The following is a 23,894-nucleotide window of genomic DNA, read 5'->3' as shown; positions in this document are numbered from 1 at the left end:
ATGTTTTAAATGAACAATTAATGCTATCTTGCGTATATATAAATAAGGACCAAAAGAAAAACATTTTATAGTTATGAAAAAATTCAACGCAACTGCTATCATACTTTTCAGTTCTCTGTTCTTCCTGAACTCGTGTAACCAGACAGAGGATGTTTTAATCAGTCAAGACAACTGTTTTTCATTAACCTGTTTTCAGACGGGATGGACAGAAGATAGCTCCAGAGAACAAACACGTGTCGTGACAGACAGTGAAGGAAAAGGTTCCTTTGTAGAAAATGACTGCATTGAAATTCAAATCAAGTCTGAAGCAAAAACCACCACAACTCAGCTAACTTATGCTGGCGGACAATGGACTCCCAATCTGCAACGCAGTGACTATGGACAAGGAGAACTTTACCTTACGGGCATTTTCCCCATACTTCCACAGTATGAAGGCGATGCATCAGTAAGAAAAATCAGCTTGCCTGTCCAACAGCATGATAAACAGAATTATGCGGCAGCAGATATTTTATTCGGAAGCACCACCGTCGATGCCAGCAGCACTTCTGCCGTCATGCAGTTTCGCCATGCACTGCACCGGATTTTTATAAACTTGAAAGGGTCTGTACCTGATGATCTGAAAATAGAAATACGAAGTCGTACTGAAGGAAAAATTTCTATCGCAAGCGGAAATGTAACTTTAACAGAAGAGGCAGAACCGACTTATACATGGATCACTCCTCAACAAGAAACGTCGAATATCTACACAGCAATTATTCTTCCTCAAGAAGCAGAGGCATATCGTAACGGCGACGGACTTATCCGCCTGACAAGTGAGGGGAAAAGTGTAACATATCCACTCAATTCTGATATCGAAAGTTTCTCTCCCGGCATGCAGACAACTTTCAACCTGACACTAAAGTCTGATGAAACAGGAGGAAGTGCCGACATGGATTTCTGCAACCAAACTTATTGGGTATACGGAATTACATCCCCAGACTTCCCCGGCAAGGAAAATATTCAATCGTATACCGTAGACGTAAGCTCTTTCCCTGAAGGAGAATGGATGCGCTACGCTTACGAAAAGCTGGGACTTCCAAATGAAGAAAACTACCTGACCTGGAAGGAGGGCTGTGGATGGTACGATTGTAACAAGACATTCCAGTATATCGGCGACAGAAATATGTGCTGGGCTGCAACTGCTTCCAACCTTATTCACTGGTGGCTGGAGCACAACCGAAAATACATCGAAGCATACGAAGCTAAATATGGAGGGGATCCTTGCCCTATGGGATATCGTAAAATGACAGAAAAAGACCAGAATCATAGCGAAGTCTTTAATTTTTTCAAAGCTTCTTTTCCTAATCAAGGAAGCTGGGATACAGGAGGCGTAAACTGGTTTATCAACGGAAACAAGCAGAACCTGACATATTGCTACAATGAAAATTTTGAAGGATTCTTCTCTAAAGTATTTTCCAAAAATGATGCAGTTGCAACCGAAACCCGTAACTTATCGAAGGAAAATTTTAATTTATGGATGAAAAATGCTTTTCGTACCAACAAGGCTATTGGATTCTCGGCTAACGGTTTTGTCGGTCCTAATGGCAGCCGACATTCAATGACTATCTGGGGAGCCGAATTCGATGCTGAAGGCAACGTAGCATTTTTATATTTCTGTGACAATAACTATGGAGAAGAAGAACCTAATCATGCTTCCATGAGAAGATTTAAGGTAAAATACAAAGAAAATACAACTCAGGGAACGTATCTTACTCCGCTGGATTATAATGACGGTACTCAACCCAAGGCACAAGCCGTGATTGGGTCGCTTACCCTCGTCGATTTACGACTCGATATCTGGAAGGCAGCCTTCCCTGACGTAAAATAGAGGAGAATTGACCGCTATAACAACATATCCGCCATTGATGGTTTCTATTGACCTCAATGGCGGATACTGTTTTTATATAGAACTTCATCGATGAAGTTCATACTTTATAAATTACGATCAAGCAAAAGAGCCAGCGGATAAATATACTTATTATAAATCTTTAGTTTTTCCAAATCTACCCTATTGCCAGCATAAGGATTATTAGCCTCATTATAAAAAAAGATGTCGGTCACATCTCCATTCCGAACAATACGGTCGCCCAACTGAGGTATATCCTCTACATCAAAGTTTTCCAAAGGGAGCATATCTACCCGGCAGGGTATGTCATTACCCAGCAAATTCATGTTATGATTGAAAAGGACAAAACCTCTTCGCTTGAAGTCCAGACGTATACCGTAAGGACGTCCCGTCAAAAAAGCGTCGGCCGCTTTTACCATATAATTTTCCATATTTGCTTTGCTATTCAAAAGGCAGTGCAAAATTAGGACTTTTTCGAATAAACCAAAAACAAGCTAACATATTTTTACGAACAAAGAGACGTTAAAATCTCACACCGCACAAACATTAGATTGTTCATATGCAGTAATGCAGCATCACCTTAAAAATGAGAATAAAAGCTATCGAATATATCTTGACACGGACGTGATACGGCCTCATCACAAACGTGACGATACCAAAGCACGAAGGTGTCAATATCTCATCACGAACGTGTCAAGCTAAAAACAAAACCTACTTCTACTTAAAATCATTTCTACATTTTTCACTACATACCGTTACAATAATCAGACGTTGATTTTTCTGTAACGATTTAGTAACGGAACTTTGTCCGAAGAGAATATACAAGATATATAAGATAAAAAAAATACGGAACCCAATTATGAATTCCGTATTTTTGTTTACACAAGATATCTTACAATACCATTTTTTCTACCAACCACTTAATAGACTTTAGCTCTCCATCTAGGATCACCGATATTATTTTTATATATCTCGTGATTCTTTACACGCTCTGTATTCTGGAAATACAGATTTACACTCTTTGCGTTTCCGTATGGGAATATACTACCAATTCCAGAATATTCACTTCCTTGTGATGGAGAATTACCAAACAAGTTATCAACATTATGCATCAACGGGTCTCCATTTTTATACGGAGGATTTGGATTTTCCATCAACTCTACAGCAGATATCCCTACTGTACCAGTTTTCACAACCAATTGTTCCGTTCCATTAATACAATAATCAGGCCAACGTCCAGCACTGTTACTCGTTGATGAGAATGCACCAGTATTGAATATTTCCGTTCCTGTATAATTTCCAATAGTAGAATAATTATTTTCTATATCAAATGTCATTATACCAGATCCTTTAATTGTATTAATATACATACCTGCAAAATACATAGTTCTGCTATCATCTTCTTGTTTAGCTAAAACGAACAAATTATTTTTAATAGTAATCTTACTACCACCTGGCATATACTTCAAATCAAACATTTCATATCCACTTGTTCTCGTGCTAAAATTTACAACAGTATTATTCTCAAACGTTATGTTGTATTGAATATCACTACCCCAATTCAAATCAGCCCCACTATCAGTAAACAACTGTTCACGAGGTGAATCATAAAATGTATTTCTTCTGAATATCATATTCTTATATATATTTGATTTGGCATGCTTACCATCTCCATCAATCCATCCATATCCCTGACCTTTAGTATTATAATAGCCGCAGTTATAGAATAAACAATCTTCAACTAAGAATTCTTCAAAAACTTTTCGATTAGCACCTTGCACACGGACAAATCCACGAATCATTCGCTGGAATGTACAATTCTTCAACTGTATAGAAGAAACTGTTATAGCCATTCCATCAGAATACATATTCATAAAATAGTTACCTGTAGCAGAGGTCGACACTCCGTAATTAAAAGCACCAGGACAGTCAAAATCAATCCCTTCAAAAATAAGGTCCTTAATATTAATACCTCCAAGTTCACCAGACAAAGGATGTCTTCCCAAATAAAAATGTGCTGTTTGAGGAGAGCCATCCACCTGAGACATACCATTCAGTAATACTTTTGCCCTCTTACCCATAGCAAGATCTTCATCTCTTGTTTTAAGAGTCAATCCCTTACAAAGATTTACAGAACTTGCTAAATAATATGTTTTTCCACCTTCAAGTTCGTATATAGTTCCTTCTGATAAACCATCATCTGCTACAAAATTATTTAATATTGTATCTATTCTACATGCATTAAGAGCGGTGGCTCCTGGTATCGTATCATTAGGATCACAATAATGCTGTATAAGAATAGGTTCACCCGGATCTCCATCTGTACGTATAACACATGTATTATATATAGCATCCCAATGTACAGGAATATTCTCGTTCTCCACATCTACTACATATACACTGTTTTGAGTCAAACCATCAACGTCAATATAGCCATTTGTAAAATCAGTATCGGTTATGGTATAGTCTTTCCACTTATCAGGAAGAGCAGCAGATGGATTCGTAGGTGAAGCTTGTACTTTTAATTTTTGCATTACAAAATTACCATTGGCATCTATCTCAAAATTTTTAAGAAAAGACTCATCACCTCCCGCATTAGCCAATGCACGATCTATTTTTACGCGGAATGTAGTTTTCGTTATATCTTCTACCGTTATAACTTCAGGAACATTATATCGTATATCTGTTGTTAACTGCATATAATCAGCCCATTCATTAGTACTACCATAACCATACCAATTTGAGTTATATTCTTCTCCTTTGGCAGAAAGAGTACGAATTGCGAATCTATAATCAGTACTGTATTGTAAATCCTTAATTATAATATCCAAACAATCAGGACCAACAATTGTATCACCTATAATATTGGCAGGATTTTCCCAATCGGAAGCCAAGCCGGATGACACAGCAGGCAGCAAAGCCCATTTCAGTTCATAACCAGCGCAACCTTTAACTCCATACCAATATAAATGTACATCATTGGAATTCACGACCTGACATTTGTAAGGATCATTATCACCTTTCCCTGTGTTATCATCTTTACGAAACATCGTCATAAACTCACGGTCTAAACTTCCGTATTCAGACATCGTTATAACGTCATCCTTACAAGAAGAAAGGATAACCAACATTAAGAATGTTATTAAATAACAAAATTTGTTTTTCATATTAGCTATTAGATTTAGTTTTTATATCCATAATAGTTCTTATATTCACCGGCACTGCGTTGTATAGCGCTCTGAGGGTAAGGCAATATGTATCGTATAACCGGCAAAGTATTCATACCTCCAGACACAGGGCCACCATCTGGCAATAAAGACCCATCAGAATTTACTAACCAAATATTTCCATTTAAATCACAACGAATATAGCCATAGAAAGAATACATACATTGAGCTTTTGGAGTAAAATCGTCCCACCATTGATAGAACTCTTCACCTTCATAATCATCTGAAGGCGGGTTGTTAACCCTTTCATAAGGATTATATATGTCAAGAACATTAAGAACTTTATTCGGATATTTGGTTATATCATTACTATTCTCAACTTCTTTCCAATACATCATCGTAGGAAGTTTTTCATAATCAATACCATCGTATTCTGAAACTTGTTCCAAGAACTGAGGAGAACCACTAGCATTCTCTGCAACAGAGAAATAACGATAAAAAGAATAATAAACCACCTCGTTATACAGATTATTTCTTACCAAATCTTTCCAACGCATATTTTCTCCCGCAAACTCAAATTTACGTTCATCCAATACTGCTTTTAGAAACGTTTCCTTCGATGCTGCAACCGTTTTAATATAAGAATCCACCAAAGTTTGATCATCAAACGCGCGTGAACGTACTTTTCTAAGTTGTTCAATAGCCTTTGCTCCGTTAGGACCACTCACACCGTCTTCTACTTCATTAACAGCTTCTGCATACATAAGCAACACATCTGTATATCGCATATAAGGGAAATTGATGCCAGTATTACCTTCTGTCATATTACCTAAAGGAGACTCTGTCCAAAACTTTGACCATTTATTGTTAAAAACAGTATAATCAGAATTAATCAACGGAGTTCCATCGTACTCATAATACCACATTCCATTAAGATAATCACGACGTTTATCTTTTTCATGAAACATGTAACGATAGAAGGCGCTTACACGTGCATTACCACTGCTTCCCCCCCAGACATTATTTCCAGTAGTTGCACTATTCCACATATTTCCCTTAGGTCCATGATAATATCCAATACCTCCACTCTGATTCTGTGCAAAAGGTATTTCAAAAATAGGATCATCATTATTAGTAACCTTATAATTGCACTCATCATAGAACACCTGATAAAACTCCTTTTGCAAATCATGTGTATTTGAAGAAATAACAGAATCACAATAAATACGGCAAATATCATAATAGTCCTTATAATTATCAGGGCGTTTCATTACTCCATAACTTGCAGGATTTAATTCATCAGGGTGTAATGAATAGCCACCACATGATAATGCGATACGAGCAATCATAGACCAACAAAACTCTTTAGACACTCTCTCTACACCTTCACTTAACTGATTGGCAAACATCATATTAGGAGCAGCCTGTTCAAGATCTTCAATAAGATGATTATATATTTCCTCTCGGGCCATAACAGGCATTACCTGATTCTCTACTTGAATAGATGGAGTAAAAGAAAATGGAATATCACCGAAAAGCACCACCATATCATGATAAAACATAGCTCTAATGACCTTTGCCTCACCAATCATCTGCAAAACTTCAGAATCATTGGCAAACTCTGAATTCTCCGCATTATAAATAAAATTGTTACAATATTCAATACCTTCATATGAAGCATTCCATAGCTTTTCTATCTCACTGCCATTACTCGTACAATCAAAACGACGATAGCTATTATCTGTTGCCATGTCAGAAGTAGATGTAGACATGTCGACATCGCTGTTTAAACAAAATCTAGCTATATAATAATCACCACCATAAGTACTTCCATCAAGTAATTGTGTATAAATACTATTCAACAGGACATTCATTTCTTCTTTGCTGCTGAAAATATAATCATTATCAAATTTGGAAGGCGCTTCTACATCCAAAAAATCAGTACAAGATGTGAATCCCAAAACTGATAATCCCATTATAAAAATATTTTTGAATTTCATATACAGTATAATTTATATATTAGAATGTAATATTTGCACCGAACACAAAGCTACGGCTACGCGGATAACGATTATAGTCCATACCGCAGGTCAAACCAGTCTGTATATCTACTTCTGGGTCATAACCAGAATACCCAGTTATAAGAAATAGGTTCGTTGCACTGACATAGAAACGTAATCTTGACATTTTAAGTTTTGAAATAATCTTATTAGGCAATGAATAACCTATCGTAATATCTTGCAAACGTAAGAATGAACCATCCTCTATAAAATAAGAATGAGTTACTTTATTTTCTATATCTGCAGGATTCCATAAAGTTTTACCTTCATTCATTTGCTGATAAACTTCCAAAGAATTTGGTACTTGTGATGACAAATAAAGAGACTGTCCGTTTTCTAAGGTATAAATCCAACGATCATTAAACTTGGACAAAACATTATAGAAATTATCGCTATTATCTTCTGCCGAAGACAATTGATAAGCCGTAGCGTTATTAATGTCAAAACCTACCATAAAATTAAAGTTGGCTGTAAAATCGAATCCTTTCCATTGCCCATTTAATCCGAAACCTCCCTGAAAATCTGGTGTAGTATTACCTATAACAGTACGGTCGTCTTCTGTAATTTTTCCATCACCATCTAAATCCTTAAACTTGATTTTACCAGGTAATGTAGCTTCTCCAGAATTACTACTCTCAAAAACCTCATTTATAACAGTATTTTCTTTCGGTACAGCAATATTTCCTTGAGTAGGATCAAATGTAAATTCATCAAAACTATAAAGTCCATCATATACAAAACCATAAATCAGCCCAACTTCATCACCGACTTTCAAACAATAGTCATTATAGCTTGATTTCCATCTATCATTCTGTAGCCAAAGAACATCATCTGTATTGTTCAGTTTGTCAACGACCATTTTATTAAATCCCAAAGTAAAATTAGCACTTAACACATAATCTTTTCCACGAAGGATATCACCGTTGACTGTAAATTCAAAACCTTTGTTTGTAACCTGTCCTATGTTCTGAATCTGTTGTGTAAATCCTGTTGTTGAAGGTATATCGGAAGTATAAAGAAGATCCCTCGTTGTATTCCAATAGAATTCAGGAGTAATATTCAAACGTCCATCAAATAAACTCAAATCCAAAGCTACATTACGTGTCAAAGTCGTTTCCCATTTTATATCAGGGTTAGGCATGGAACCATCTATCTGATACCATTTTTCACCGTACTGAGTAGATTCACCAAATCCAGGTCCACCATTTGCCGAAATCTCATAAATATACCTCCATTGGTCATCATCTATTCTATTATTACCAGCCAATCCCACAGCCGCACGTAACTTCAAATTACTAATAACTGGATTATATTCCAAGAAACTTTCATTTGAAATCACCCAAGCTCCTGATATTGAAGGGAAATATCCCCACTGGTTACCTGGTGCAAACTTTGTAGACCCATCAGCACGCATTGTAGCAGATAAATAATATTTACGATCATAGTTATAGTTCACTTGTCCAAAAAAAGATGAAGTACGATCGGGCGTCGACTCATAGGAAGTAGTCTGATATGGTGTACCATGTCCCATATTATTCCAAGCATCTCTATCTGAAATTCCAACAGGAAAATATCTATTCATTACATATACTTGTTGAGATGATGAACTTTGAAGTTCCTGCCCCAACAGCAAATTAATATTATGAACACCCTTTATATCAAATCCGTAATTAATCGTATTTGTCCATGAATATCTTGAACTTTGACTATTTGTAATCTGAGCTACAGGCATAGAATTGTTATCTTGCCCAGTATCAGTCATTGCACCATAAAAACGGTTCTGATCTTTATATTGAATATAATGAACCCCTTCTGTTTTTAACGTCAGACCTTTTATTGGCTGCCACTGCAAACTAAATTGATTTGTATAAGAATAAGAATGCTTCAACTGAGTATTTTCTTTAATATCATTTTTAGGATTTGTATATTCAAATATAGCCTCATCTTCCGGATCGACTGTCGCTGGATCCCAAAAAGCAAATTCACGTAAACCATTAGTAGGTCGATAACGTAATACATCAATAATACCTCCACTACCAATATTATCACCCCCAGCACCTGTATCACGACGATATGAGAATTTAGGATTATACGTAAATGTTAAATTTTTTGCTAACTGAATATTGAGTTTTGTATTAATATTCGTACGGCGTACACCAGAACCCATAATAATACCTCTATCATCAGATTGAGTAATAGACAGATTAAAACGGACTTTTTCAGAACCGCCACCTATAGTAACATTAGTAGAATAATTTAAGGGAGTTTCCCCCATAACTTCATCCTGCCAATCATAGTTTGTAGCCTTATGATACAAATCCATATCTTGAGGATTACCGAAATTCGCACGGAAATATTTAGCATTAGAACTTCTATTACCATTACAAGCAGCCCAATCATATTGATAACGCACATAATCATAAGCATTCATAAGATCCAGCTTACGAGCAAGCTTACTTACAGAAAGATATGTATTGATTCCAACCTGTATTTTTCCCTGTTTTGCAGATTTAGTTGTTACGATAACGACTCCATTACCACCTTTGGCACCATAAATAGCAGTTAAAGATGCATCTTTCAATACATCAATAGAAGCAATATCTGTTGGAGGAATATCATTTATATTATCTGTTTGAAAACCATCTACAATATAAAGCGGATCATTACTTTGAGTTACTGACGTACCTCCACGTACACGAATATTAATATCTGCACCTGGAGCACCATCGACTGTAGTTACTTGCACACCAGCTACTTTACCCTGCAATGCAACAGCTGCAGAAGTAACTGGAATAGCTGCAAGGGCCTTTCCTGAAACTGAACCCACCGAACCAGTCAAATCCTTACGTACTGTACTACCATATCCAATGACAACCACTTCATCCAAAGATTGAGAATCATCTTCTAATACAACTTTCAAAACTTTTCCAGCTACAGCCTTAACTTCTTGAGTTTGCATACCAATATAAGATATTACCAAAACTCTACCATTACGAACTTTTAACTGAAAATTACCATCAAAATCTGATGTTGTACCATTAGACGAATTACCTTTTTCAACAATGGTAGCACCAATAATCGATTCTCCATTAGAATCCAATACCCTACCTTTGACTGTAATGTTTTGAGCAAATATCTGAAGTGGTATGAAAAATACCATAACCAACAACAGAAACAGAAAGCTCATTTTTTTACTTTTCTTACGTTTCATATTAGAATTAATTGGTTAATAAATAAAATAATATCCACATAGTATATAGGAAAAATTAACAAGACAAAGAAAAGAAAATAAAAGCAAAATTCAAAACGAAACGAAACAATATTAACGTATATTAACTATTATAAATTAAACCAGATTACATCAGAATATCCACTTAAAATAGTTTTTCGATCTTTCATATAAAGCTCATAATCATTTTCCGATAATTCGAAAATATAATCCAAACCATATACACCACTATTTAATATAGTCCCTATATTGACACCAGATTCAATACATGTACAGTCATAAACTTTACATCCATCTTGCAAACCTGTATCACCATCAACTTTATTATCGGGTATAGGATTTAAACCCTTTACTAAATTACATATTCCCCCATTAAAAAACCTCTTATCTATTATAGTGTGTACATAGCTTATATTGTCATAACCAATAATACCAGACCCTTCCATTAGATGACAATTATCAACCCCATTCGCAACTGTAAGTTTACATTTATAACATACATAACCAAGATTATTTAGATCAGTCCTAATATTAAAGCCCCGACCTCTACTTTTTATCATTTTCAGTTCACATTCCTCAAAAAGACATGCAGAATTTCCGCCCCATACCAAATCGGAATCACCTTCTATATAACATTGGTAAAACCAATTAAAACCACCTCCTGGCGACAGAGCATTTTGGTTACTATAAAAATTACAATGTATAAAAGCCACAGCATTATCAGAGTTATTACGCAAGCATATAACCTCACATTGATCTTTTTCTGGATAGGTATTTTTAAAAGAAATATCTTCAAAACGAACCTTGTCTGCATTACCTGAAATAATTAAATTAGAACATCCTCCTCCTAAACAATTTCCATCAGTACCCACAGGAATATCATCACCATATTTAAGATCTCTCAGATACTGCATTTCACATCCAGACTTAAGTTCCAAATTCATGCCGTTATTATTATCGTACTGTAGTATAGTATTCCCTACACCATTTCCCTTGATAGTCAAATTACTTAATCCTCTAATATTTACAATTTCTTCATACACGCCTGAGTCAATACAAATTATCTTTTTCTGATTTAACATATAGGCATTTGTAAAATAATCAATAGCCCCTTGTAATGTATAAAAATGAGCAGTAGAATCAGAATGACTAACACGCAAATCAGACAGAACGCTCGGACTTTCACGCGTTTTAAAGAACCACGATAACTTAGAAATCCCAGAAAATTGAGGATGATGTATAACATTACTATCAATAGTAACGTAATAAGTAGTATTATAATCCAAAACATGAGAGTGTGGTTTTATAATAACAGAATTATCCGTAACTTTAATAGGATGATAATTTACAATAAGACGTCGATCACCTGCTCCTATTATATCCATCCAAGTATTGAACTTTACGGTTCCTGTTGCAGGTATTGGAGTAGGACATTCTGAAAGATTTATTTCATCAACCAACATATTATCATAAAGTCTATATATCCTTATATATCCATCCTTTCCAAGCGTAGGTGACTGCCCATTAAATGTCAAGATAAGCTCTGTATCAACATATGCATCTTCAATATTATAAGGATAAAGCTCATAATTAAAATAACCAACTTTATCATTATATTCACCTCCATCCTCCCAAGGCGTTGTAGTATTTCCTCCCTGCTCAACATCGGCTGGTGCCGAAGAGCCTGCTTCTATGACAAATTCATAAACAAAGCCCTTATCTATATTTCGTAGCAATTCCTTATTGTTTTGGAATTTCCACAAATAAGGTTTTCCTTTATATTCATAAGAAACATAATGTAACTGCGTAAAAGAAGAGGGCATCAGAATTACCTCACTCATGGATTTATCTGAAGACACATAAGGTAATATAGAGGTTTCACTCTGACTATTTTGAAGAAGTTCACGTGTCCTAAAATTATATATTCCTTGTATATTAAATCCATGAAAAGCCACTTTCTCAACAGATACCTTATTACCTGAAGAATCTACAAATTTTAAGACAACTTTAGATAAACAATGCTTAAAAACAAGGGGAACAGATTTCAAGTCATTATATGAATAATTTTCAAAGACCTCTTCAGACATCATCAAATCGAACGCAGAAGTACCAGCAGATTGATCTTTCAAATTTAATATATATTGCATATCGCTCAAAGATCGATTGTAAGGATAGTATGCCCAAAAAAACACTTCCCCCATTTTATCAGTCAGAAAGAAAGGAGACTCAGAAGTAAACTTAGCTGTTATTTCACTATAACCACATGAATACATAACATTATCCGATAGACATTCACCTACAGTATTATACATAAATGCCCCTATTCTATCCCCAACAGTCCATGAGATTCCATCAGAACTTAACCTAGATTCATATGATGAAATTTTTGCACAAAAACTGACCTTACCCTTAAACATATCTGAAGAAACATCATCATTTGTAGAACAAGAAAATAAAAATAACAGACCAAAAATAAATTCCGATATATTACGAGCCACCATACAAGACAAAAAATAATTATTAATAAAAAACGAGGATGCAATAAATAATGCACCCTCGCTATGATTGAATTTATTATTTAGCTATTCTCCAACGAGGATCTCCAGCATCATAATAAGTACTAAAATCATTAGTAGGACTATCAAAATTATAATTAGGTAGTAAATCAGTAGCTGGAGTAACTACTTTAATAACGTCTTCAAGCATATATTGATTATGCATTCTATTACTATAACCTTCAGGCACAAAATTTTGCTCATAAGTTCCTGCAGACAACGTAGCAGTTGAAGCGGCTGGATCTACTGAAATTACATTTACACGATATACCACGTTTTTATTAGATGCTGCCAATATTATATTTCTATAAAGATAAGCTGTAATATTTTTACCATCCCCAGAGAATGCATTACTACTACTATGCCCAACAATTGTACAATCTTCCAATGTTAAAGTCATATTTTGCCCTAATGGAGAAAGATTTGTATTATGCATATAGATCTCATCACCAACATTATATATTGTCGAGTTTTTAAAGGAAACATTGGCAACAGTACGTATCCAAACGACTGAAGTAATATCGTGAATTATACTATTATCTACAGTAAAGTTTTCAATAAACGACTCCTGATATGGTTGAAGATTTGCCTTATCATACCCTTCGATATAATAAATATATTCCATACCACTCATCTCACAGTTCTTAATCTCTATACTACCAGCATGAGCCATATAACTATCTCCAGTTATTAAACTAACACCATCTTGCCCAGTAATATCAAGATTATTAAACACCAATTTCTGTAAAGTTGATACAAGCCGTATATCCTTCATTGCCACAGGCGCTTGCGTTTCATCCGCAGATATTAAATACAACTCTGTTATGCCACTAGGTATCTCAAGAGTATTATTTAATGTAACAGCATCTGAAGAAGAGAATCTTATTGCACATGAGCCAGTAACACCAGACAGTTCAGCAGCCAAATCCGTAGAAGATGTCACATCAATAATTTTATCATAATCTTCCCCTTCTCCACTAGTATCAGGTATTTCTATTGACTGTATATCAAGATTAATTGTATAACTTTTCCCTGCTTCAAAAGAAGTTATTTTTTCTGGATTTACTGTATATGTATATTCCTTAGCCACACCACCACTCATTATATCAAAAGATATTACTATATCCGAAACAGTAGAAGTAGGCAACAATAAAACTGTATAAGTACTATCTGCCTCATTATGATAAGGAGTAATATTTGAATTTTCTACAGAGGAAATGCTACCATTCATAAGATTAAAAGAAGCCTTAGATGGTACATTTTTTAAAACAACATTGTTAAGTATATCACCATCTTCTACCTGTGGTCTAATAGTCAATTTACACAATTGATGCAAAAACTGAAAAGAAAGATGTCGCGCTTCCTCGTATGGTACATCCTGAAGTTTTGCCCACATTAAATCATAAGCTTTATAGCCAGAACTTAAATCAGACAAATCAATCGAATATGTTGGAATTCCATTTATATCAGTTACAGCAGTAGAACTATAAGGATAATAAGCATAGTAATCAGCATTATCAGGGGAAATAGTAATAGGAACATCTGTAGAGAATGAAACAGTCGTCCCCGAACTTGTCGTTGAAAATCCTATATTTGAAGCATCATTCAACACCATATTGCTACCAGAAGCAAACATAAATAAACCTATCTTATCACCTGCTTCCCATGTATTTGCCACATCATTCAAACGACTTTCAGAATCTGACAGATAATCCATGGCACTTGAATTAATATATTTAATGGCTCCTTCTGGATTTAATGCTACCGGAGTTTCAAGCTTGTCCGTACAAGCAAATACAGCAACCAATAAAACAACGCCCAGTATACAATTTGTTTTCATAATCAGTAGAATTTTTATTTAACAACATTTTTACGAATTAACAATCTTATCTCAATCAAGATATTGAGACTCAGTTATCTTTTCCACTAAAAGATGGAGGTATATTTCTAAATTGGTATAATTACCATCAGGGTCAAGAGTCTTAGCATTACCATCTGACGAATTATTTGGATCAAGGCCATAACTCAATTCAAACTTGTCTGGCATGCCGTCATTATCCGTATCCGTAACATCTACCGATGTATCCGTTTTCAATTCAGGGTATGGATTATTACCTAATTCAGGAAGTGCTTGAAGCACCTCGGAAGGAGTATTAATAAAACCGTCTTTATTTCCAATTGCAGTGCAAGAGGCTGTACCGTTTATTACATCTGAAATAATTAATTCATCCAATACATCTCTATAGTTTGAGGCACCAACATATTTCAGAACTGCAGCATAGGAACTTTTCGCAGAACGTTCAAACAAACCACCTTCAGGAATAAACACAGGGAAATCAAAACGAATGGAATCTTTAGTTTCATCATTCCATGAAAAATTGGTCTCTTCATCATTACTTTGCTGTTCATAAACTCCTCTAGTCCAATTATCAGCTGTTACATCATCGTAACCTTCAACCACATTTCCTGTAATATAGAAATCACCCCATTTATACAAAGATGGTAAGAAATCATTTTCTGGATCCGTATTTGTTTGAACACATAATTTTGCAACACGATATGCTTCTGGCTCGGTAGTAGCTGGACCTGGTTTATAATAATTATTAACAATATTAACAGTTTGGTTTTCTCCTCCATAACAGCCTTGTCCATCCCAATTATAATATACATTATTACGTATATCAACATGTTCATTTAATTGAGTAGAATTACGTGGACCAAGACGTGGCATACGACTTTCACAATGAGCCAAAAGATTATGATGATATGAAGCTTTATTTCCACCCCACATAGCGCCAAATCCATGGGTTCCTTTACCATGAGTTGAAACTCGTAGTGCCTGATATCCCATACACCATTGAACCGTAGAATTTTCCATTCCATATACTGCAAGACATTCGTCAACACTCCAACTAGCAGAACAATGATCAACTATAACATTTTTTCTATCCATTCCACCAATTCCATCAGGTTCGCCTCCACTCACGTCACCAGGACGGAAACGCATATAACGTATGATAACTTCATTAGCCTTGATCGTAAAGCCATAATCTGCTATACAAATTCCACCCGGAGAGGTTTGACCAGCAATTGTAACATAATCATTACGCAATGCCAAATCAGCCTTTAAATGAATTGTCCCTGCAATATCGAAAACAATAGTACGTGCTCCACTCTGATTACATGCCCAACGAAACGAGCCTAAAGGTGGATTATTAGCATCATCATCAAGATTAGTTACATGTAAAACCTTTCCACCACGTCCGCCTCTTGTATTCTTACCAGCACCCAATGCACCCGGGAAAGCCGCGAACTCAACAGGTTTTATTCCTATAAAATCATCAACGTCTTCCATATCTTCATAAGGTGAAGTCGTCCCATCAACTTCTTCTATAACCCCATAAATATAATCTCCCAACTCGACATTCAAGTTATATATTTTCCCTGCTGAAATAGAGGTCTGACCACTATCTAAAATTCTATATTCGTAAACCTCATCACCAATCACTCCAGACGTAGTAATCTCCAACTGCAATCCAGATGTCGAAGAAGCAGGGGGCAACAAACATATAAATTCACCATTTTTATCATCTTTATACAACTTAATATCACCATAACCGACTATTGTCATTACTCCCGTAGCTAAATTAAATTCAGATTGATTAGCACTACCTTTCAAAACAACATTATTAACATTTTGTCCTTCACGTATCAAAGGTTTAAATACAAGTTTTGCAAATTGATGTTGAAAGGTAAAAGTCATATCCTGCTGACTTTTTTTCACTATATTTTTATTTTGAGCCCACATCAGGTCATATACAGCATACCCTGAGGACTGATCAGACAAATCATGTGAAACCAACATGCCTGAAGCATCATTACTAAATGGATAATATGCAACAAAATCTGCAGCAAGTTGAGAAGTTGGCACTCCTATTTCAGAAACAAACTCCACATTGGTTCCATTTGAAGAAGTAGTAAACGGAATATTACAAGATAACTCGGCAGGAGCAGACACATCATTTTTTGCAAATTTAAACATACCGACTTTATCTCCTTCACCCCATTCATTAGTAACATCATTCATACGAGAAGAGGTATATGCCCAAGGTACAGCTGCAAACGACTTGATATAGTCATTTGAACCATCTGAGGTATCTTCGTCTACACAAGACGAAAGACCGCCTAAAAGCACAAAAGACAAAAATAAATAATTGTAAAATTTCATAGTTAAAAATTTTATATTAACATATCAAAATAAGATCATATACAAAGGTTAATTCAAATATTGGCATTTCACATATCGTCCAGCGAACGAAAGAAAAAGAAACATCACGAAACAAATATATAATATACAAAAAAACATATCAAACCAATACATAAATAAATTAACCTTATTTAATAATACAAAAACAAAAACAATTTAATTCAGAAATACAATTATCTAAATAAAAAATGAGCCAACGTAAAGGAGGAATAAAATCCGTAAAAAATAGTATCTGTATAAAAAATAATCATCAATATTATAAAAAACAATATTTAATATTCTTTCTGAAGGAGCATTGGATAATTCAATCACCTCGAATGCAAAGGAAAGAAATATAGAAATAGGGATTTTATCTAATAGATAAAAGAGTTTCTGATGAATATTCAAATACAAAAGTAGAAAGCATAAAACTTCATATCTTAGAGGTATGAGTAATCCAACTTCCTCAAGATATGGCAAACAGAACATTGAATATGTGAAATTAAAGAGAGTATTTCAAATACTATCGGTTTCCACTCCCTAGTCTATGCGCACAACTATACATAGGCCAGGGAGTACTGAACCACTACAAGAAATTAGCCGATGAAGCCAAAATCAATTACAATACAGTAGACAGAATGAGCAAGGAGCAGATCCGCAGCCTACTACAATCCCCTCCAGTCCCCCAACCGTTGGGTCAGAAAACTGAACTAGACGAATTATTACCGGATTATGTTGAGGATCTCACCAGACATCGTTATCTGACTATCCAGCTATTACATGAGGAATACCTCAAGACACCGCCCAACGTCTATCGGTATACACAATTCAAGAAATACATCCGTGATTACTAAAACTTTCTTATCACAATACCCATATCCCTGGAGGAGAAATGCAGATTAATCTTGCCAGTGACAAGCTTTATGCCACCGACCGTAAGACGCATATACATGCTTCCATTATGGTTTTGTGCTACATCCTTTCCTTTAGCAGACTGGCTGATGCCAAGGCCATGTATCATGCATGGCATAGAATTCTTCTTCAACAGTCTGTCGAATTCCGTCACCTATATAGAGGGAGTCTGGAAGTCTGCAAAAGTGACAATATGGTCTAGTAAGTGAAAAAGTCGGACCGCTACGAACCAGCCAATGGTCCAGTTATTACGAAACTTTCCTAAAAGCCTGTCGTATACGGAAGCCACGTGATAAGGGGGGGGGGAGGAGTATAAAAAGCATTGTAAACAAGCTCTATCAGTATATCTATGCGACTATACGAAATGAAGAGTTACATACGCTAGACGAGAATAACAACCGTATGTCCGAACAGACAGATGGATTCAATGACCGATCTTCATGTACTACCAGGAAAAGCCGTAGGATGTTTTTGAAGAGCAAAACGGGGTAGCCTACAACAACTTCCTGAGGTTCTATTCTGCTTCCGCCCGGAAACGAAAAAAGCCCTGATTCTGTTGTGAATCAGAGCTTTTCCTAATTTTGCTTTGTAAGCTGGCGGTGCGTACGGGACTCGAACCCGTGACCCCATGCGTGACAGGCATGTATTCTAACCAACTGAACTAACGCACCATTAATTTTTTGTTTTTATTGCTTTCTCTCTCGATTGCGGATGCAAAGGTACAACTTTTTTCTTAACTTGCAATAGCCCGCATTCAAATTCTTCATTTTCCATTATTATATTTTCTACATAAAGGTTAAATATCACACACCTTTTTAGAAAGACTTGTTACGCACAAAGCTTATTAACGAACTTTCTGTTATAAATAATAGGAAGTTCACAATAATTCGTTACTTTTGCAAAAACTACAAATTAAACAAAAAAGGATGAATGTAGCTATTATAAAATACAATGCCGGCAATATCTTCTCTGTCGACTATGCATTGCGTCGCTTGGGGATAGAGCCCATTATTACTGCAGATAAAGAAATTCTACAAAAAGCAGATAAGATAATCTTCCCAGGCGTAGGAGAAGCCCGAAACACTATGCATTATCTAAAGGAGAACCAACTCGATATTCTCATTAAAGACTTGAAGCAACCCGTATTAGGTATTTGCCTGGGCATGCAGCTTATGTGTAGCCACTCTGAAGAGGGAGATGTAGACTGTTTGGGCATATTCGACGCAGAAGTAAAACGCTTCCATTCTTTGCAACATGAAGACAAGGTTCCTCACATGGGATGGAATACCATTACTCACCTTCAGAGTAAATTATTCGAAGGCTTAGACAATGAGGAATTTGTCTACTTTGTGCATAGTTATTACGTTCCTTTAAACGAATGTACCGCAGCCCAGACCGACTATATTCTGCCTTACAGTTCGGCATTGCACAAAGATAATTTTTATGCCACACAATTTCATCCAGAAAAAAGCGGGAAAAACGGAGAAAAAATCCTTTCTAATTTTCTCGATTTATAAACATACCTCAACCGATATTTAGCATATTATGATAGAATTCATTCCAGCCATTGATATTATAGATGGAAAATGCGTACGCCTTTCACAAGGTAAATACGATTCCCAAAAGATATATAATGAGAACCCTGTAGAAGTTGCCAAGGAATTTGAAGCATACGGAATCAGCCGTTTGCATGTAGTCGATTTGGATGGAGCAGCTTCACATCATGTTGTAAATTATCGTGTACTCGATAGAATAGCCAGTCAGACCTCATTGATAATCGACTTTGGGGGAGGCGTAAAAAGTGATGAAGATTTAGCGATTGCTTTCGAAAACGGAGCCCAAATGGTCACATTGGGAAGCATTGCCGTAAAACAGCCGGAAACACTCTGCCAATGGCTGGACAAATACGGTAATGAAAAAATCATTCTCGGAGCCGATGTAAAAGACAAAAAAATAGCAATCAGCGGATGGAAAGAAGAAAGCTCGCAAGAGTTAATGCCATTTTTGGACTACTATATTAAGAGAGGAATAACTAAAGTTCTCTGTACCGATATCAGTCGGGACGGAATGCTGGAAGGGCCTTCCACCCCACTCTATAAAGACATTATGGCAACCTATCCTGAGTTGCACCTGATAGCAAGTGGAGGCGTAAGCAGTCTTGATGATATTTTGAAGCTTCACGAAGCGGGCATTCCTGCTGTCGTCGTGGGAAAAGCTTTGTACGAAGGTAAAATATCACTCAGAGAACTAAGCCGTTATATTTAAATAAAAGACAATAATATCATGTTAGCAAAACGTATCATTCCATGCCTGGACATTAAAGACGGACAGACTGTAAAAGGAACGAACTTTGTCAACCTCCGCCAAGCGGGCGATCCGGTGGAATTAGGCAAAGCATACAGTGAGCAAGGCGCAGACGAACTGGTATATCTGGATATAACCGCCAGCTACGAAGGCCGTAAAACGTTTACGGAATTGGTGAAACGCATCGCTGCTCATATAAACATTCCTTTCACCGTAGGAGGAGGTATCCATGAACTGAATGATGTAGACCGCCTGCTCAATGCCGGAGCTGACAAGGTTTCCATTAACTCTTCGGCCATCCGCAACCCACAACTGATAGACGATATTGCGGCTCACTTCGGTTCGCAAGTATGTGTCGTCGCCATTGATGCCCGACAGACTGCAAACGGATGGAAATGCTATCTGAATGGTGGCAGAAAAGAAACCGACAAAGATCTCTTTGACTGGGCGCACGAAGCAAATGAACGCGGAGCCGGTGAGATATTGTTTACAAGCATGGATCACGATGGCGTGAAAAACGGCTATGCCAATGAAGCTTTGTCACGGCTCAGTGATATGCTGACAATTCCCGTCATCGCCTCGGGAGGTGCAGGATGTAAGGAGCATTTTAAAGATGCTTTCATAAAAGGGAAAGCCGATGCAGCACTGGCAGCCAGTGTTTTTCACTTTGGAGAAATTTCCATTCCCGAATTAAAATCATACCTTTGCAAAGAAGGAATTAATGTCAGACTTTAAAACAACAAATTAAATAATATAATATGGAATTAGATTTTGGTAAAATGAACGGACTTATCCCCGCCATCATTCAAGATAACTACACTCAAAAAGTATTGATGCTGGGCTTCATGAACGAAGAAGCTTACAACAAAACAGTAGAAACAGGTAAAGTAACTTTCTTCAGCCGTACCAAAAATCGTCTGTGGACTAAGGGAGAAGAAAGCGGTAACTTCTTGTATGTCGTTTCCATTGCCTCCGACTGTGACAACGACACGTTACTGATAAAGGCTAATCCAGCTGGTCCGGTATGTCACACCGGAGCTGATACCTGTTGGGGAGAAAAGAACGAACAAGATATCATGTTCCTGAAAGAATTACAAGATTTCATCGACAAACGTCATGAAGAGATGCCAGAAAAATCATACACTACCAGCTTGTTCAAATCCGGCGTCAATAAAATGGCACAGAAAGTAGGTGAAGAAGCTGTAGAAACTGTAATAGAAGCATGTAACGGTACCGATGAACGCTTGATTTATGAAGGAGCAGATTTACTGTATCACCTTATCGTGCTACTTACATCAAAAGGCTATCGCATTGAAGATCTGGCACGTGAATTAAAAGAGCGTCATAGCGAAAACTGGAAGAAGCATTAATCTATATGGAAGAACAACCACTTATCCTTTATAAAGGAGTAGATATCAATCAGCAAGAATTGGGTGTCCTGAACGATGTAAATTTCGAGCTGAAAAAGGGAGAGTTCGTCTACTTGATAGGTAAAGTAGGAAGTGGAAAATCAACCTTTCTGAAAACCATCTATGGCGAACTTGAGATATGCGGAGGAGAAGCTTACGTCTTAGGATACGACATGCGTACCATCAAACAAAAGGATGTTGCCGGATTACGAAGGAAATTAGGCATTGTCTTTCAGGATTTCCAGCTCCTGACCGACCGTACCGTACACGACAACCTTGATTTTGTACTGAGGGCAACCGGCTGGAAACAAAGACAGGAAAGAGAAAACCGTATCGACGAAGTATTGCGCCTGGTAGGTATGGAAAACAAAGGATACAAAATGCCCAACGAACTTTCAGGCGGAGAACAACAACGTATTGTCATCGCACGTGCCATCCTAAACAAGCCGGAAATCATCCTTGCCGATGAGCCGACTGGAAATCTTGACGTAGAAACGGGACGGAATATTGTCAGTCTGCTTCAAGAAATCTGCTCGCAGGGTTCGGCCATCATTATGACGACCCACAACCTGAACCTTCTTACAGAGTTTCCAGGCAAAGTGTATCGCTGCGAACAACACCATCTGCATGAAGCAAATGAGTACTAAAAAAGACAAATTGTTACACATTTTATCAACATTACTTGAAAATAACTATAAAATATTCGTATATTTGCGCACAAAAGAAAGAGTATTTTATAGAACAATTAAAATTCGAAACTAGAAAATGAAAGTCTTAAAGTTTGGAGGAACATCAGTAGGCTCTGCACAGAGAATGAAAGATGTTGCCAAATTAATTACTGATGGCGAGCAGAAAATAGTAGTATTGTCTGCAATGTCGGGTACAACCAACACACTGGTTGAAATTTCGGATTATCTATACAAGAAAAATCCCGAAGGAGCAAACGAAGTTATCAATAAGCTGGAAGCTAAGTATAAACAGCATATTGATGAGCTTTTCTCTACTGAAGAGTACAAACAAAAGACTCTGGAGTTCGTAAAATCGGTATTCGACTATATCCGATCTTTCACAAAGGATATATTTACACTGTTCGAAGAAAAAGTAATTTTAGCTCAGGGTGAAATTATTTCGACTAATATGGTGACAAATTACCTTTGCGAACAAGGTGTAAAGGCTGTTCTGATTCCAGCTTTGGAATTTATGCGCACAGACAAAAATAGTGAACCCGATTTGAACTATATCCGCGAAAAGCTGTCAGCACAGCTCGAAGCACATCCAGGACAGGAAATATATATTACACAAGGTTTTATTTGCCGTAACGCTTACGGAGAAATAGACAATTTACAGCGAGGTGGAAGCGATTATACTGCTTCTTTGATCGGTGCCGCCATCAATGCTTCTGAAATTCAGATCTGGACTGACATTGACGGTATGCATGACAATGACCCGCGTGTAGTAGACAAAACTTCTCCTGTTCGTCAACTGCATTTCGAAGAAGCAGCTGAATTAGCATATTTCGGTGCAAAGATTCTGCACCCTACATGTGTACAACCAGCTAAATATGCCAATATTCCTGTACGTCTGCTCAACACCATGGAACCCAGCGCTCCAGGTACACTCATTTCCAATGAGACAGAAAAGGGTAAGATAAAAGCAGTTGCAGCCAAAGATAATATTACTGCTATTAAAATTAAATCGAGCCGCATGCTGCTGGCACACGGTTTCTTGCGCAAAGTATTCGAAATATTCGAAAGCTACCAGACTCCTATCGATATGGTCTGTACTTCGGAAGTAGGTGTTTCCATGTCCATCGACAATACTAAGCACCTGAACGAAATCGTAAACGATCTGAAAAAATACGGTACAGTTACTGTAGACCATGACATGTGTATCGTTTGTGTAGTGGGCGATTTAGAATGGGAAAACATCGGCTTCGAGGCAAGAGCCATTCAGGCAATGAAAGATATACCTGTACGTATGATTTCGTACGGTGGAAGTAATTACAACATCTCTTTCCTGATCAGAGAGTCTGACAAGAAGAGAGCCTTACAAGCTTTAAGCGACGTATTATTCAACAACAATAAATAAATCCTCATAAGAGAAACGGACGATACAATTTACCTTTAA

15 protein-coding genes and 1 tRNA gene are annotated in these 23,894 nt (G+C 36.7%); 8 read left to right on the top strand and 8 right to left on the bottom strand.

The features are described 5' to 3' along the window. The first annotated feature begins 73 nt into the window (after positions 1 to 73). Positions 74 to 1,867 carry a fimbrillin family protein gene (locus WKT12_RS13620; RefSeq protein ID WP_340320017.1) on the top strand — a complete coding sequence of 598 codons (1,794 nt, stop codon included), beginning with the start codon at positions 74 to 76 and terminating at the stop codon, positions 1,865 to 1,867. A gap of 104 nt (positions 1,868 to 1,971) precedes the next feature. On the opposite strand, the gene WKT12_RS13615 is transcribed toward WKT12_RS13620, so the two are convergent. From WKT12_RS13615 to WKT12_RS13585, 7 genes are all read right to left on the bottom strand, one after another. Next, positions 1,972 to 2,316 carry a hypothetical protein gene (locus tag WKT12_RS13615; RefSeq protein WP_340320016.1) on the bottom strand — a complete coding sequence of 115 codons (345 nt, stop codon included), beginning with the start codon at positions 2,314 to 2,316 and terminating at the stop codon, positions 1,972 to 1,974. A gap of 489 nt (positions 2,317 to 2,805) precedes the next feature. Further along, positions 2,806 to 5,052: a hypothetical protein gene (locus WKT12_RS13610; protein ID WP_340320015.1), complete on the bottom strand. Its 2,247-nt coding sequence runs from the start codon at positions 5,050 to 5,052 to the stop codon at positions 2,806 to 2,808. A 14-nt stretch (positions 5,053 to 5,066) separates the two neighbouring features. Further along, entirely contained in the window at positions 5,067 to 7,052 is a 1,986-nt protein-coding gene (locus WKT12_RS13605; protein WP_340320014.1) for a RagB/SusD family nutrient uptake outer membrane protein, read from the bottom strand. 19 nt (positions 7,053 to 7,071) lie between these two features. Further along, on the bottom strand, positions 7,072 to 10,323 hold the full coding sequence (locus tag WKT12_RS13600) for a SusC/RagA family TonB-linked outer membrane protein (protein WP_445323147.1): 3,252 nt from the start codon (positions 10,321 to 10,323) through the stop codon (positions 7,072 to 7,074). A gap of 128 nt (positions 10,324 to 10,451) precedes the next feature. After that, positions 10,452 to 12,842, bottom strand: coding sequence for a pectinesterase family protein (locus WKT12_RS13595; protein WP_340320013.1), 2,391 nt, complete (start codon positions 12,840 to 12,842; stop codon positions 10,452 to 10,454). 73 nt (positions 12,843 to 12,915) lie between these two features. Continuing rightward, entirely contained in the window at positions 12,916 to 14,736 is a 1,821-nt protein-coding gene (locus tag WKT12_RS13590; protein ID WP_340320012.1) for a fimbrillin family protein, read from the bottom strand. Between the two features lie 51 nt (positions 14,737 to 14,787). After that, positions 14,788 to 17,124, bottom strand: coding sequence for a fimbrillin family protein (locus tag WKT12_RS13585; protein WP_340320011.1), 2,337 nt, complete (start codon positions 17,122 to 17,124; stop codon positions 14,788 to 14,790). Between the two features lie 910 nt (positions 17,125 to 18,034). Between WKT12_RS13585 and WKT12_RS13580 the strand changes: the two genes are divergently transcribed. Next, complete coding sequence (locus tag WKT12_RS13580) at positions 18,035 to 18,256, top strand: hypothetical protein (protein WP_340320010.1); 222 nt, start codon at positions 18,035 to 18,037, stop codon at positions 18,254 to 18,256. A 392-nt stretch (positions 18,257 to 18,648) separates the two neighbouring features. Here the strand turns inward: WKT12_RS13580 and WKT12_RS13575 are convergent. Then, positions 18,649 to 18,725, bottom strand: a tRNA-Asp gene (locus WKT12_RS13575). Between the two features lie 255 nt (positions 18,726 to 18,980). Here WKT12_RS13575 and hisH point away from each other — a divergent pair. The 6 genes from hisH (at position 18,981) to WKT12_RS13545 (ending at position 23,855) form a co-directional block, all read left to right on the top strand. Next, on the top strand, positions 18,981 to 19,571 hold the full coding sequence (hisH, locus tag WKT12_RS13570) for an imidazole glycerol phosphate synthase subunit HisH (RefSeq protein ID WP_340320009.1): 591 nt from the start codon (positions 18,981 to 18,983) through the stop codon (positions 19,569 to 19,571). A 28-nt stretch (positions 19,572 to 19,599) separates the two neighbouring features. Further along, a complete protein-coding gene (gene hisA / locus WKT12_RS13565) occupies positions 19,600 to 20,319 on the top strand; it encodes a 1-(5-phosphoribosyl)-5-[(5-phosphoribosylamino)methylideneamino]imidazole-4-carboxamide isomerase (RefSeq protein WP_340320008.1) in 720 nt (239 codons plus the stop codon). Positions 20,320 to 20,337: 18 nt separating this feature from the next. Further along, positions 20,338 to 21,093, top strand: coding sequence for an imidazole glycerol phosphate synthase subunit HisF (hisF, locus tag WKT12_RS13560; protein WP_021971996.1), 756 nt, complete (start codon positions 20,338 to 20,340; stop codon positions 21,091 to 21,093). A 23-nt stretch (positions 21,094 to 21,116) separates the two neighbouring features. Then, a complete protein-coding gene (gene hisIE, locus WKT12_RS13555) occupies positions 21,117 to 21,728 on the top strand; it encodes a bifunctional phosphoribosyl-AMP cyclohydrolase/phosphoribosyl-ATP diphosphatase HisIE (RefSeq protein ID WP_021971995.1) in 612 nt (203 codons plus the stop codon). Between the two features lie 5 nt (positions 21,729 to 21,733). Next, positions 21,734 to 22,414 carry a cell division ATP-binding protein FtsE gene (locus WKT12_RS13550; RefSeq protein WP_021971994.1) on the top strand — a complete coding sequence of 227 codons (681 nt, stop codon included), beginning with the start codon at positions 21,734 to 21,736 and terminating at the stop codon, positions 22,412 to 22,414. A gap of 118 nt (positions 22,415 to 22,532) precedes the next feature. Beyond that, the gene (locus WKT12_RS13545; protein WP_021971993.1) at positions 22,533 to 23,855 is read left to right on the top strand and encodes an aspartate kinase; all 1,323 of its coding nucleotides are present in this window, start codon (positions 22,533 to 22,535) and stop codon (positions 23,853 to 23,855) included. Positions 23,856 to 23,894 lie beyond the last annotated feature (39 nt).

Origin of the sequence: Phocaeicola sp. HCN-6420, from assembly GCF_037890145.1 — a bacterium.
Taxonomy (GTDB): domain Bacteria; phylum Bacteroidota; class Bacteroidia; order Bacteroidales; family Bacteroidaceae; genus Phocaeicola.
Note: the sequence above shows the minus strand (reverse complement) of the source record. Positions and strands in the feature narration are given on the sequence as shown.